This is a genomic window from Mesorhizobium sp. M1E.F.Ca.ET.063.01.1.1 (genome assembly GCF_003998155.1).
GTDB lineage: Bacteria > Pseudomonadota > Alphaproteobacteria > Rhizobiales > Rhizobiaceae > Mesorhizobium.
In genome coordinates, this window is sequence record NZ_RZSC01000132.1 from 1 (window position 1) to 11,119 (window position 11,119).

The window sequence follows — 11,119 nt, forward strand, 5'->3', positions numbered from 1 at the left end:
TCATAAACAAGGCCAACAAGGGCCATCTCGACTTCTGGCGCAAGGTGGTTAACAGCCCGCCCGGAAGCCAGCACGATTGGAACCGCGTCTTCGCCAATTACCGGGCGACCGTCGACAATCCGGGCTGCTGCGTATGGAAGGAATTGATGGCCGCCTACCCTCGCGCCAAGGTGCTTTTGACGCTGCATCCGCGCGGCGCCGAAGCCTGGTACGAAAGCACCATCGACACGATCTACTTCACCGAGAATGTCTGGCAGGTCAGGGTGCTGGAATGGCTGACGCCGTTCGGCCGCAAGTTCGGCGACATGTCGCGGAAGCTGGTCTGGGGCCGCGCTTTGAAAGGCGTGATGAACGACCGCGACAAGGCGGTGGCGCGCTACAACGCCTATATCGACGAGGTGAAGGCGGCGGTGTCGCCGGAAAGGCTCCTGGTCTTCAAGGTCACCGACGGCTGGGGCCCGCTCTGCGATTTCCTCGGCGTCCCGCTTCCGAACGAGCCCTTCCCCAACTTCAACGACCGCGCCAGCGTAAAGAAGATCATCCGCGACATGATCATAGGTTCCTATGTGATGCTGGCCGGCGTCGCGGCGCTGATCGCGCTGGCGGTCGGCGGGCTCTGGTGGTGGCTGGGGTAAGCGGAGAACGCCGGATCGGCGGTGGGCGCAGCAGGGTGCCTCTCAGCGTCCAGTGCCAACAGCGGGATTGTCGTTATATTAGAATAGGCGCATATTATCGTAAGCCGAAGCCATGCTCCGGTTGAACCGCCCGTTGGCTGTGATTGCCCGGGCGGTCCAAAGACCAGGTCAAATGTCAGGAAAAAGAAGGCAAGTCCGGGCCGCCCAGGTGATCGGGCAGCCCGAGACAGTGATATTTGGAGGAGATTCCCATGAAGGTTACCATATTGGCGAACTACGAACCCAATGCCGCCAAAGGGCTGATGCAGGGATCGAACCGGGAAGCTGCGGTCCAGGCGCTTTTCGAAAGCGTCGGCGGCAAGATGAACAGTCTAGTGTTTACACGCGGCCTCTATGACGTCGTCGTCAATGGCGAGGTGCCGGATCAGGTTGCGGGGATGGGCATGACGCTTGCGGTGCGGGCAAGCGGTTCGGTGCGAGACCTCGTCGTCCTCGAGGAGCTCGACATGAAGGCGGTGATCGCGGCCGCCAACAAGGCTGCCGGCGTCTACAAGCCCGCCGGCTGACCCGTCTGACGAGGCAGCATGGGGCGGATCGAACGTACCCGTGCTGCCGGTTCGCACATGACAGCATCCGGCAACCGAGGATGCGCCCGCACGGTGGATGCCGCCCAGGAAACATGCAGCGCTCCTTGGCTAGAACAGGATTGCTGCTCAAACCGATCGGAGGAAGCCATGACCGCCTACAATGTAGTCCGCTTTCGCACCAAGCCAGGCCAGGAAAAGGCCTTCGTCGACGCGCATCAGAAGATCTCGCTGGACGCCAACGGCTTTCGCAAGGGCGCCCTGATCAAGACCGGCGAACGCACATTCTGCTTTGTCGGCGAATGGAGCGACATGGACAGCCTCGCCGCGGCGCGCCCGATGATGATCGGCATTCTCGACACGTTCCGCGATATGCTTGAGGATCTCGGCGGCGATCTCGGCGTGACGGACCCGGTGTCCGGGACGGTCGTTGCGGAAATAGGCTGACGAAGCCGCCAATTGGCGATGACCGGGCCGCGAGGCGCGCCCGGCTCCTCAGAGCGGTTCGGGGCAGAATCGCCGAGCCGCTCTAACCATTTGTTTTTACGCAATTCCGGACGGACGGCTACGGCGAAGTCGCCGAGCCCGACCGTTGCACACTTTTCCTGGAATTGCTCTCAGAACGGCAGCCGGATCTCGTTGTCCTGAACGGAATCAGGCCAGCCGATGTCCTTGCGGATTTCCGGCGGCAGGCCGTTCAGTTCGCGCGTCGTCCTGCGGCGCTCGCTCGCCTGCGCAAAGGCGGCGCGGATGCGGCTAAAGCTCTTAAACATCGGGACCTCCACAAGGCAGCGGCAGAAAGATCGGCCGTTCACCGAGCGCCGCTTTTGAGGTGCGTCTGTAACCAGTCGATTGCGCACGAACGGTGAAATGCTTCACGAAGCCCAAGCGGCCTGAAACATATGCATGCGAACTAATTGGGGGATCGCAGAGGTACGAGCGCCATGCCCACCCCGGGCTGCGTCACCCCCGATATCGGATGCTTCATCGGCTGATGCGTAAGCTCACGCCCGTGATAGGATATTTTATCGCGCCATGCTAATTCAGTCAGATGTTTCTTCTGAGCTTATACTTTGTGGCAGTCGCCGCCCCGTATGCTGCTGAGCGCCTATTCTTCGCGAGAAGATTTGGGCTCTTTGCGGTTCTATTTTGGCTGCTCATCTTTCAATCCGGCGTTTTATTCGCCGGTGAAATCATCCTCGAAAATCACTTAGACCAATCAGCGCCCAGTTGGGTTAATTCCGTTGGCCTTGCGATTGGAACATTCGCCTACCTGACGATTGGCTTGACGCCAATCACTGCCGTCATAGCTGCATTGGGGTTCGGGACAGTGATCGCAGCCAAGTGGTTCTTGGGAAAGCTTGGGGAAGATTCAGACTGATCCATTCGCCGCCCCGACACCTCGCCGCCGCTCAACGCGCCGCCCAATTGCCTTTCAGCCCGGTCGGCCCGGCCTCCCTGACGATGACCTCGCGGTGCGGATAGGGGATGCCTATGCCGTTCTCCTTGAACGTATCCCACAGCGCCAGCAGCACCTTGCCGCGCACATTGGTCAGCCCCTGCTGCGGATCGCGGATCCAGAAGCGCAGGACGAAGTTGAGCGAGGAATCGCCGAACCCCGTCAGCCAGCAGACCGGCCGCCGGTCGGCTTCGACCCGGCCGACGCTGATCGCGGCCGCTATCGCCAGTTCGCTGACCTTATGCGGGTCGGCGTCGTAGGAGACGCCAAAGTCCACGTCGAGCCGCACGAGATTGTCGCTGAACGACCAGTTGATGACCCTTCGAGTGATGAAGTCTTCGTTCGGGATGAGATATTCGCGGCCGTCGCGCGTGACCACCGAGACGAAGCGCGCCCGCAATTCACGTATCCAGCCGAATGTGCCTTCAAGCGAAATGGTGTCGCCCGGCTTGATCGACTTGTCGAGCAGGATGATGATGCCGGAGACGAAGTTCGAAACGACCTTCTGCAGCCCGAAGGCGAGACCGACGCCGATCGCGCCGGAGAAAACCGTCAGCGCCGTCAGGTCGACGCCGACGGCGGAAAGGGCGACAGCGCCGGCAACCAGCACCAGGCCGATCTTCGCCACCTTTCCGACAAGGACGCGGATTGAGGGTGTCAGTTCCTCGGAGATGCGGACACGCTCATCGACATAGTTGCCGATGACCACCGCAAGCCAGACCGTGGCGACCAGCAGCAGCGCCGCCTTGAGCAGCACGAGGACCGAAAGGCGGATGGCGCCCATGGGGATGGCGAGGCTGTCCAGCACCGCCGCGGTCTCGTCACTGACGCCCAGGATGACAAGCGCCGCATAGATCCAGATCAGCCAGCCGAGCAGGCGGGCGACGAGGCGGTTGTGGACGACGCGCGACAGCACCGACGCGACAAGCCACGCAAGCGACAGCGAAAGCGCGACATGGACGAGGTAGGTGTGGCTTGGCCACACGAAAGGGCGCATGAAGTTGAGCGCGGCGACCAGGAAGAGCGCGAAAAGAATCCAGTCGGTGCGCCGCAACAGGGCGATCACGACCCTCAGCAGTCCGGGGTGACCCTTGATCTGGCGTGCCCGGTCCTCAACGAACGGCTCGACGCGTCGCCCGGCGAGCCTGGCCGCGAGAAACAGGGCCAGGATAATAGCGAGCTGATAGAGGAGCCACGGCGTGGCGGCATAGTCGAACCATCCGCTGGACCAGGCCAGCGCTCGAGTGATGGCGTCGCGAACATCCATTGCCACACGCCCATCATGCACGGGCTAACAACCCAGAGTCCGCCTTCGTCCCAAGGCCCGTTTCAGGACCGCGGCCGGCAGCTATGCGCCGGCCTAGCTGGCACGTCGCCGTTTGTCCGGCGAACCCTTGCGTTGATCCTCGTCGTCAATCTCGCTCATCGCCTGTTCCCAAAAGCGCAAGTCGGCGCCCTCGGGCTTTCCTTCTTTTTCCCAAAGCTCATAGGCGCGCTGGCGGATGCGTTCTTCCCTGGTCTGTTCAGCCATGGATTCCTCCCGATCTCTGTTTCACCAGAAGGAACGTCGGCGCCAGCGAAACGATCCATGCGAAGGCTCTGCAGTGGCCAATTTTCTCGGCGCAGCGTCCGCCCCTCACCCGATCATCGCGCCATCCCTGGCAATCGCCCTGCCCCCACGATAGACCGTGCGTTCTCTCGGCACAGCGACCACCGCCTCCGGCACATGCTCGGCCTTCAGCGCGACGAAATCGGCCTTGGCGCCGACCGCGATGCCGTAGCCCTCCAGCCCCAGCGCTTTCGCGCCGGCATGGCTCGCCACATCCCAAGCCGCCTCCAGTTCGCGGTCCTCGTAGAAGCCGGAGCGGTAGCCGATCATGTTGGCGCGGTTGAGCATGTCGCCATCGCCATAGGGCCACCAGGAATCGCGGATGTTGTCGGAACCGGCAAAGACCGTGACGCCCGCCTTGCGCAATGCCGCCACCGGCGGGAAAGCATGGTTGCCGGGAGCGTTGCTCATGATGGCGACGCCTGAGGCGGCGAGCATCTCGCCGGCCCTGGCCAAGGTGTCGGCGGAAATGTCGCCCAGCGCGTAGGCGTGGCTGACGCCGACTTTTCCCTGCATGCCCAGCGCGGTGGTCCGCGCGGCGATCTCCTCGATCTCGAACAGGCCGAGCGTGCCTGCGTCATGCAGATGGATATCGACGCCGACGCCGCGCTTTTCGGCAAGGCCGAAGACCACGTCGAGATGGCCCTTCACGTCACGGTCGAAGCTCGCCGGGTCGAGCCCGCCGACGAGATCGCAGCCGAGTTTCAGCGCCTCGTCCAGTAGCTCGGCCGTGCCGGGCGAGGACAGGATGCCGCTCTGCGGAAAGGCGACGAGCTGGATGCCGATCAGCTCGCGATAGTGTTCGCGCACGGCGAGAATCGTCTCGACATGTTTCAGCCCGACCACGCCGTCGACCATCACGTGACTGCGCATCGCAAGGCTGCCATGGCCGATGCAAAGCTCGAGCTGGTTTTTCGCGCGCTCTTCCATCGGCGCGGCCTGGGCGAGGTTTTGCATCTGGAAGGCGACGCGCTCGCGCACGTCGAAGCCGGTGGTGCAGGGAATATGCGGGCGCCAGGCATCGCCATAGAAGGACGTGTCGAGGTGGATGTGGCCCTCGACGAAACCCGGCAGCACGAGTTTTCCGGCAAGGTCGATGGCGCCTGGCGGCGGGGTTGCCGCTTTGGCGGCGGGGGTGATGGCGCGGAAACGGCCCTCGGTGACGGTGAGGTCGGCCAGCGAGTCGTCGGCGAGCCTGGCGTTGAGAAACTGGTGCAAGATGCGATCCGTTCGAGGTGAATGCATCACTCGTCGCCGCTCGGGAAGCGGAGGTCAATGCGGAAGGGGATAGAAAGTGTTTCGTCGAAGCCGCCGAATTCCTCGCTTGTGGGCAGATTGCGCGCCCGATCGCCTTCGCAACCGCCGCCGTTAACCTTAATCTCACATGCCGGTGGGGAAGTCCGTGCTCCCTGCCTATTCCGCTTTCGCGGAAGTTTCCGCGCGAAAAAAATGTGCCATAGTACAGTCTGCGGTATGAGGCCGCCGTGGTCGACGCGGACGCCCAAGCACATCCCCAACAATGTCGCCCCCAACGGCCGCGTCGACCATGAACTGAACGGCGATCTGACCCGGGTCGCCGTTTTGTTCTGGGCAATCAGGCTTGCGTCCTGGCGTATTCCGCGACCAGCTCCTCATATTCCTCGAAGGCCGGCAGGGCCGCATAACTGTGCACGGCGAGCGTCGTCGCCCAAGGCAATTTCTCGCTGGTCCAGGTTTCGATGAAGGGCGTGAACCAGGCAGGGTCATCGAGCATGGTCGGGCGCAGATTGACGAACCAGTCGAGCCCTTCCGGCCGGGTAAACATCCAGCTCATGCAGTAGCCGCAGAAATAATGTTTCGAGGCGCCGTGCAGGCCGCCGATCACCGGCTCGCCCTTGGTGATCTCGAAGCCTTGCGCGGGAATGGCGGCGCTCAGCGAATAGGCGCTGGACGACATGCGCTGGCAGCCGGTGCAGTGGCAGGCCATGGTGAGCAAAGGTTTCGCCGAAATCTTCAGGCGCACGCGGCCGCAGCGGCAGCCTCCTTCAGCGGGCAGGGAAAGGGTTGGCACGGTGGGGCTCCTTGGGTTGGTTTCCCCCTTCTCCCCTTGTGGGAGAAGGTGTCGCCGAAGGCGACGGATGAGGGATGCTGGACGGAGTGAGGCGATGGAGATCCTGGCGCCTCAACAGCAGGCGCCTCGTTTCTTCCAACACCCCTTGCATGTTGGGACAGCGGCTATTTGTGCAAGATAGCTGCACTCCCCGACAGATGGCCGTCCGCCGGGGAGTGGACGGATGGGACCGTACACCCCTTGGCGTGAACCGCGGTTGAGCAAGGTCCATTCGTTCTCGCACGGGTCCTGAACAGATGATGGGGAGCAAGTCCCGCATGCAAGGCAAGGTATTGTCCGAACCGAATGCGATGCTGGCAGTCTATGCCGGCATCGACGTGTGTAAAGAGTGGCTGGATGTGTACGTCCATCCGGTCGGTCAGGGTTTTCGCGTGACCAATGATGGTTGTGGCCTGCGGCGGCTGAAGCGCCAGCTCCAAAGTCTTGCGGTGAGGCGCGTGATCATGGAGGCGACGTCCAAATATCATCGTGCGGCGCAGCGCTCGCTGCACGAGGCCGGATTGCACGTGGCCGTCGTTAACCCGCTGCGAGCTCGGCTGTTCGCAGAAGCCTGCGGCCAGCTTGCCAAGACCGACAAGATCGACGCCCGGCTGCTGGCCTTGATGGGAGTTGCACTCGATCCGTCGGAAACGGCGCCTGCTTCACTTGCGATAGAGTTACTGCAGGAGATGGTTGGCGCACGCAGTGCCGCCAGCGCCGAGCGTACCGCGCTCATCAACCGCTTGGCGACGTTCAAAAGCCCCTTCCTGCGCGCTGAACTCAACCGCAGGCTCAAAGCGCTTCAGAGCCATATCGTACGTCTCGAAGCCGAGATTGGACGCTTGATCTCGGCTGATCCCGTACTTGCCCGACGCTATACCATCTTGATGTCGGTCCCGGGCATCGGGCCGGCCACCGCCGCCACCCTCCTTGCCGGCCTCCTCGAGATGGGTACGCTCAACGCCAAGCAGGCGGCCATGCTGACGGGGCTCGCTCCAGTCGCCCACGATAGCGGCCCGCACGTGGGACGCCGCGCAATCAAAGGCGGACGCAAGGGCGTCAGAAACGCCCTCTACATGGCTGCTCTGTCAGCAAGTCGTTACAACAACGATCTTGCCGTGTTCGCCTCCCGGCTGCGCAACGCAGGCAAGCCCGCAAAGATCGTTCTCGTCGCCGTTATGCGAAAGCTCGTCGTCATGGCCAATGCGCTCATCACACAAGACCGTACCTGGAGCCCAATCGCTCCTTGACAACAAACACAGATGCTCATCCGTCTCAGCGCTATCGCGCCGATCCACCTTCTCCCACAAGGGGAGAAGCAGAAGAGCGCTCAGCTTTCCACCAACGCAGCCGTCGTCGTCATCCGCGCGCCCTGCTCGGCAAAGGCGTCGTTGTGCCGCGCGATGATGTCGGGCGCTTTCTCCTCTTGCGAATCCAGCGTCGAATGCGCGTCGGAGACCACGGTGACGCCGAGCCCCTCGGCAAAAGCACCCTTGACGGTGGCAGCGACGCAGAAATCGGTCTGGGCGCCGATGAGCACGACGTCCTTAGCACCCTGCCCTGCCACCCATTCGGCAAGCGCCGCGTTGGAGAAAGCATTGCCGACCGTCTTGCCGAAGGTCGGCTCGTCGGCGGCCTGGCCGAGTTGCGGCCACACCGGCCAGCCGGAAGCGCCCGGAGCCAGCGGATCGCCCGCCGGCCCGTCATGGCGGACGAAAGCCACCTTGCGGCCGGAGCGGCGCGCCCAGTCGATCAGTTTTCGAGCGCGCTCGGCGATCGTGTCCGCGTCGTGAATCGGCGGATCGAAGCGGCCGTCGAACATGCCGGTCTGAAGGTCGATGACGATGAGCGGAGCGGCGGCGGAGGGAGCGGTGTTCGGCATGGCGCGAGGATAGCGTGGGTGGAGGATGGGTCAAGGATGGGGCAGCGCCGCAGGTACCATTGTCGAGTCGAGGCGAACAATCCCCAGTTGAAAAGTGATAACATTACAACTACTTTAAGCCGAGTGATTGGGCGGAATGTCTGGGGAAATAACAATGAATCAACAATGCAGCGTATTCCTGATCGGGGCAGACGCCGGCGAGGACGAGCAGGCGTTGTTCACGCTGCAAGATGTGGGAATCAAGTGCCGGCTCACCTGTAGCTATCGGAACAAGGTCATCGAGGCGGAAGAAGACGACTATTTCGAAGCGTTGTGCCAAATCCGCAAGCAGCTCGAAGTCGAAGGGATACTGCCCTTTTGTTACGGCGCGAGCTGCAACGTTTTCCCTGAGGGGACCGTGACCGAGATGAGTCGTGGATTGGTGGTCTGCAAGGTGAAAACAGGGGAACACCCTAACAAGAGCAATTTAGTCAATATATTTGACCAGGGCTATGATGTGGTTCCCGTGTTCGTCCACATGCAGCAGAAGTTTTGGGATACATGGCTCGCCTCCCTGCCCCGATCGCAAGGCTCAGAGATGACGACCACAAAGGTCGGCGCTGCGCCCTCACTCTGGCGATTACTAACACTTGGCTTCGCTAAAGTGTTGAAATCGCTATCTCCCCCACCAAAGGAAAGATAGCACCGCCACCCTACGACATCAGCGGCATCGGGCCCTTCAGCGCCTCGGCCAAGGCGTCGCGGAACACTGCGATCGGCCGCGCGAGCCTTCCGGCCGGCGGGCGGTGGAGCAGCCAGCAGCGCACCTGCGGGCGGAAGCCGGGGCAGTTGACCACCTCGACCACGTCGCGCCACGGGCTGCCCGACAGCGCGCCGGGGGTTACGACGCCGATGCCGTGGCCGCGCGCCACCAGCGACATACGCAAGTCGGCCCCCTGCGCCTCGACGCCGACATGGAAGGGCAGCCGCGCCAGCTCGAAGCGGTGGCGGATGAAGGCGCGAAAACCGCAGCCGGTCTCGTTCAGCACCCAGGGGTAGCGCGCAAGATCGGTGAGCTCGGCCGGCTTCGGCACGCCGAGGCTTGGCGAGGCCACCAAAAGCACCGACTGCACGCCGAGATCGTCGCCGACCAACTCGGGCGGCGGCGCGACGCCGTCGGCAAGGCAGACGGCGACCGCGTCGATCTCGCTGTGCAGCACCTGCTCGACCAGGCGCGGCGACAGGCTGGAGGTGATCTTGAGCGTCAGTTGCGGGAAGGCGGCGCGCAAGCTGTCGAGCGGCTCGGACAGCGCGCTGGTCGAGAGATAGGGCATGATGCCGAGGCGGAACTCGCCCCTCACCTCGCCGGCTGGCGAGACGCTGGCCTTCAAATCCTCCAGCGAGCGCAGCACACGGCGGCCATGCTCATAGGCCTCGCGGCCCGAAGCGGTCGGCTTCAGCGGCTTCGACTGGCGGTCGAGCAAGGGCGTGGCCAGCCGCTCCTCCAGGCTCTGGATGCGGCGCGTGACACCTGGCTGGGTGAGATTGAGCCTGGCCGAGGCGGCGACGATGGAGCCGGTCTCGATGACGGCGACGAAGGCTTCGAGGTCATGGATGTTCATGCGTAACTCGCATAATCATTATCGTGTTAATTCAATTGTAGCATTATGCTCGATCGCAATAAAGTCCTCGGCAGATATGCGAGCCACGAGGATTTTTCATGCACGGAACCAACAATGCCGAAGTCGCGGCGGCCGAGTTCGCCGAGCGACCCCGAGCCGGCGAGAGCACCGGGGCCATCACCCGATCGCAGACGCTGCTGTTTGCCGCTTCGGTCGGCATCATCGTCACCAACCTCTTCGCGCCGCAGACGCTGGTCGGGCTGATCGGCCCGTCGCTGGGGGCCGCTGCGTCCGAGAGCGGGCTGGTCTCGATGGCCACCCTGCTCGGCTATGCCGCCGGGCTGTTCTTCCTGGTGCCGCTGTCGGACCTCGTCGAGAACCGCGTGCTGGTGCTGCGCATGCTTTGCGTCGCCGCAGTTGCGGCGGCCGTCGCGGCGTTCGCGCCCTCTGCCGCTTCGCTGCTCCTCCTGCTCTTCATCCTCGGCGCCGCCTGCTCCTGCATCCAGGTGCTGGTGCCGGTCGCGGCCTCGATGGCGCCGCCCGGACAGGACGGGCGCGTCATCGGCGATGTGATGAGCGGCCTGATGATCGGCATTTTGCTCTCGCGTCCGCTCGCCAGCCTTGTCGCAGACGCCTTCGGTTGGCGCGCCTTTTATGGCATCAGCGCCGGCGCGCTGGCGCTGCTCGCCATGCTGCTCGGGCTCGCTCTGCCCCGGCGGCGGCCGCTGGCAAATGCGAGCTACGCGGCGCTGCTCGCATCGCTGTTTGAGCTGTTGCGCGAGGAGCCGGTGCTGCGCCGTCGTGCGCTGACGGCGAGCCTTGTGATGGCGGCCTTCAGTGTATTCTGGACGGCGGTGGCGCTACGCCTTGCAGCACCGCCCTTCGATCTCGGCCAGCGCGGCATCGCGCTGTTCGCGCTGGCCGGTGCCGGCGGCGCGGCGGTGACGCCGCTCTTCGGCCGCGCCGGTGACCGCGGCTTCACGCGACCGGCGACGATTGCCTGCCATCTCGGCCTGATCGCGGCGCTCGGCCTTGCGGCGTGGGCGGGCGCGGCCGAAGCCGGCGGCACATGGGTGCCACTCATCTTGATGGGCGCAAGCGCCGTGCTGCTCGACATCGGCGTCACCGGCGACCAGACGCTCGGCCGCCGCGCCATCAACCTTTTGCAGCCCAAGGCGCGCGGAAGACTCAACGGGCTCTTCGTCGGCATCTTTTTCATCGGAGGGGCCATCGGTTCGCTGCTGGCGGGAATCGCCTGGG

At 63.5% G+C, this 11,119-nt stretch carries 14 protein-coding genes; 7 read left to right on the forward strand and 7 right to left on the reverse strand.

What is annotated here, in order from left to right:
* The 3 genes from EOA29_RS12550 to EOA29_RS12560 form a co-directional block, all read left to right on the forward strand.
* Window positions 1–635: sulfotransferase family protein (locus EOA29_RS12550; RefSeq protein WP_127220970.1), on the forward strand; the 635-nt coding region annotated here is incomplete at its 5' end.
* Between the two features lie 251 nt (window positions 636–886).
* A complete protein-coding gene (locus EOA29_RS12555; protein ID WP_126094544.1) occupies window positions 887–1,201 on the forward strand; it encodes a GYD domain-containing protein in 315 nt (104 codons plus the stop codon).
* A 168-nt stretch (window positions 1,202–1,369) separates the two neighbouring features.
* Entirely contained in the window at window positions 1,370–1,666 is a 297-nt protein-coding gene (locus EOA29_RS12560) for an antibiotic biosynthesis monooxygenase (protein ID WP_126094545.1), read from the forward strand.
* A gap of 170 nt (window positions 1,667–1,836) precedes the next feature.
* On the opposite strand, the gene EOA29_RS12565 is transcribed toward EOA29_RS12560, so the two are convergent.
* Window positions 1,837–1,992, reverse strand: a complete 156-nt coding sequence (locus EOA29_RS12565) for a DUF1127 domain-containing protein (RefSeq protein WP_126094546.1) — start codon at window positions 1,990–1,992, stop codon at window positions 1,837–1,839.
* A gap of 278 nt (window positions 1,993–2,270) precedes the next feature.
* On the opposite strand from EOA29_RS12565, the gene EOA29_RS12570 reads away from it, so the two are divergent.
* Complete coding sequence (locus tag EOA29_RS12570) at window positions 2,271–2,600, forward strand: hypothetical protein (protein ID WP_189478881.1); 330 nt, start codon at window positions 2,271–2,273, stop codon at window positions 2,598–2,600.
* Window positions 2,601–2,631: 31 nt separating this feature from the next.
* Here EOA29_RS12570 and EOA29_RS12575 read toward each other — a convergent pair whose 3' ends face one another.
* The 4 genes from EOA29_RS12575 to EOA29_RS12590 all read right to left on the reverse strand — a co-directional run bounded on the left by EOA29_RS12575 (window position 2,632) and on the right by EOA29_RS12590 (window position 6,337).
* Complete coding sequence (locus EOA29_RS12575; RefSeq protein WP_126094548.1) at window positions 2,632–3,945, reverse strand: mechanosensitive ion channel domain-containing protein; 1,314 nt, start codon at window positions 3,943–3,945, stop codon at window positions 2,632–2,634.
* A 93-nt stretch (window positions 3,946–4,038) separates the two neighbouring features.
* A complete protein-coding gene (locus EOA29_RS12580; protein WP_126094549.1) occupies window positions 4,039–4,209 on the reverse strand; it encodes a DUF2934 domain-containing protein in 171 nt (56 codons plus the stop codon).
* A 105-nt stretch (window positions 4,210–4,314) separates the two neighbouring features.
* Window positions 4,315–5,532, reverse strand: coding sequence for an amidohydrolase family protein (locus EOA29_RS12585; protein ID WP_126094550.1), 1,218 nt, complete (start codon window positions 5,530–5,532; stop codon window positions 4,315–4,317).
* Window positions 5,533–5,881: 349 nt separating this feature from the next.
* Entirely contained in the window at window positions 5,882–6,337 is a 456-nt protein-coding gene (locus tag EOA29_RS12590) for a GFA family protein (protein ID WP_126094551.1), read from the reverse strand.
* Between the two features lie 317 nt (window positions 6,338–6,654).
* Between EOA29_RS12590 and EOA29_RS12595 the strand changes: the two genes are divergently transcribed.
* The gene (locus EOA29_RS12595) at window positions 6,655–7,626 is read left to right on the forward strand and encodes an IS110 family transposase (protein WP_126094312.1); all 972 of its coding nucleotides are present in this window, start codon (window positions 6,655–6,657) and stop codon (window positions 7,624–7,626) included.
* An 80-nt stretch (window positions 7,627–7,706) separates the two neighbouring features.
* Here the strand turns inward: EOA29_RS12595 and EOA29_RS12600 are convergent, their stop codons facing one another.
* Window positions 7,707–8,258 carry an isochorismatase family protein gene (locus EOA29_RS12600; RefSeq protein ID WP_126094553.1) on the reverse strand — a complete coding sequence of 184 codons (552 nt, stop codon included), beginning with the start codon at window positions 8,256–8,258 and terminating at the stop codon, window positions 7,707–7,709.
* A gap of 154 nt (window positions 8,259–8,412) precedes the next feature.
* Between EOA29_RS12600 and EOA29_RS12605 the strand changes: the two genes are divergently transcribed.
* Window positions 8,413–8,940 (forward strand): hypothetical protein, encoded by a 528-nt coding sequence (locus EOA29_RS12605; RefSeq protein ID WP_189350126.1) that lies wholly within the window; start codon window positions 8,413–8,415, stop codon window positions 8,938–8,940.
* Window positions 8,941–8,950: 10 nt separating this feature from the next.
* Here EOA29_RS12605 and EOA29_RS12610 read toward each other — a convergent pair whose 3' ends face one another.
* Entirely contained in the window at window positions 8,951–9,859 is a 909-nt protein-coding gene (locus tag EOA29_RS12610) for a LysR family transcriptional regulator (protein ID WP_126094554.1), read from the reverse strand.
* A gap of 98 nt (window positions 9,860–9,957) precedes the next feature.
* On the opposite strand from EOA29_RS12610, the gene EOA29_RS12615 reads away from it, so the two are divergent.
* On the forward strand, window positions 9,958–11,119 hold a 1,162-nt coding region (locus tag EOA29_RS12615), incomplete at its 3' end, for an MFS transporter (RefSeq protein ID WP_145969664.1).

Coding starts and splice junctions, on each gene's coding strand:
- EOA29_RS12555 (WP_126094544.1), top strand. CDS start 887: ATGAAGGTTACCATATTGGCGAACTACGAACCCAATGCCGCCAAAGGG.
- EOA29_RS12560 (WP_126094545.1), top strand. CDS start 1,370: ATGACCGCCTACAATGTAGTCCGCTTTCGCACCAAGCCAGGCCAGGAA.
- EOA29_RS12565 (WP_126094546.1), bottom strand. CDS start 1,992: ATGTTTAAGAGCTTTAGCCGCATCCGCGCCGCCTTTGCGCAGGCGAGC.
- EOA29_RS12570 (WP_189478881.1), top strand. CDS start 2,271: ATGTTTCTTCTGAGCTTATACTTTGTGGCAGTCGCCGCCCCGTATGCT.
- EOA29_RS12575 (WP_126094548.1), bottom strand. CDS start 3,945: ATGGATGTTCGCGACGCCATCACTCGAGCGCTGGCCTGGTCCAGCGGA.
- EOA29_RS12580 (WP_126094549.1), bottom strand. CDS start 4,209: ATGGCTGAACAGACCAGGGAAGAACGCATCCGCCAGCGCGCCTATGAG.
- EOA29_RS12585 (WP_126094550.1), bottom strand. CDS start 5,532: ATGCATTCACCTCGAACGGATCGCATCTTGCACCAGTTTCTCAACGCC.
- EOA29_RS12595 (WP_126094312.1), top strand. CDS start 6,655: ATGCAAGGCAAGGTATTGTCCGAACCGAATGCGATGCTGGCAGTCTAT.
- EOA29_RS12600 (WP_126094553.1), bottom strand. CDS start 8,258: ATGCCGAACACCGCTCCCTCCGCCGCCGCTCCGCTCATCGTCATCGAC.
- EOA29_RS12605 (WP_189350126.1), top strand. CDS start 8,413: ATGAATCAACAATGCAGCGTATTCCTGATCGGGGCAGACGCCGGCGAG.
- EOA29_RS12610 (WP_126094554.1), bottom strand. CDS start 9,859: ATGAACATCCATGACCTCGAAGCCTTCGTCGCCGTCATCGAGACCGGC.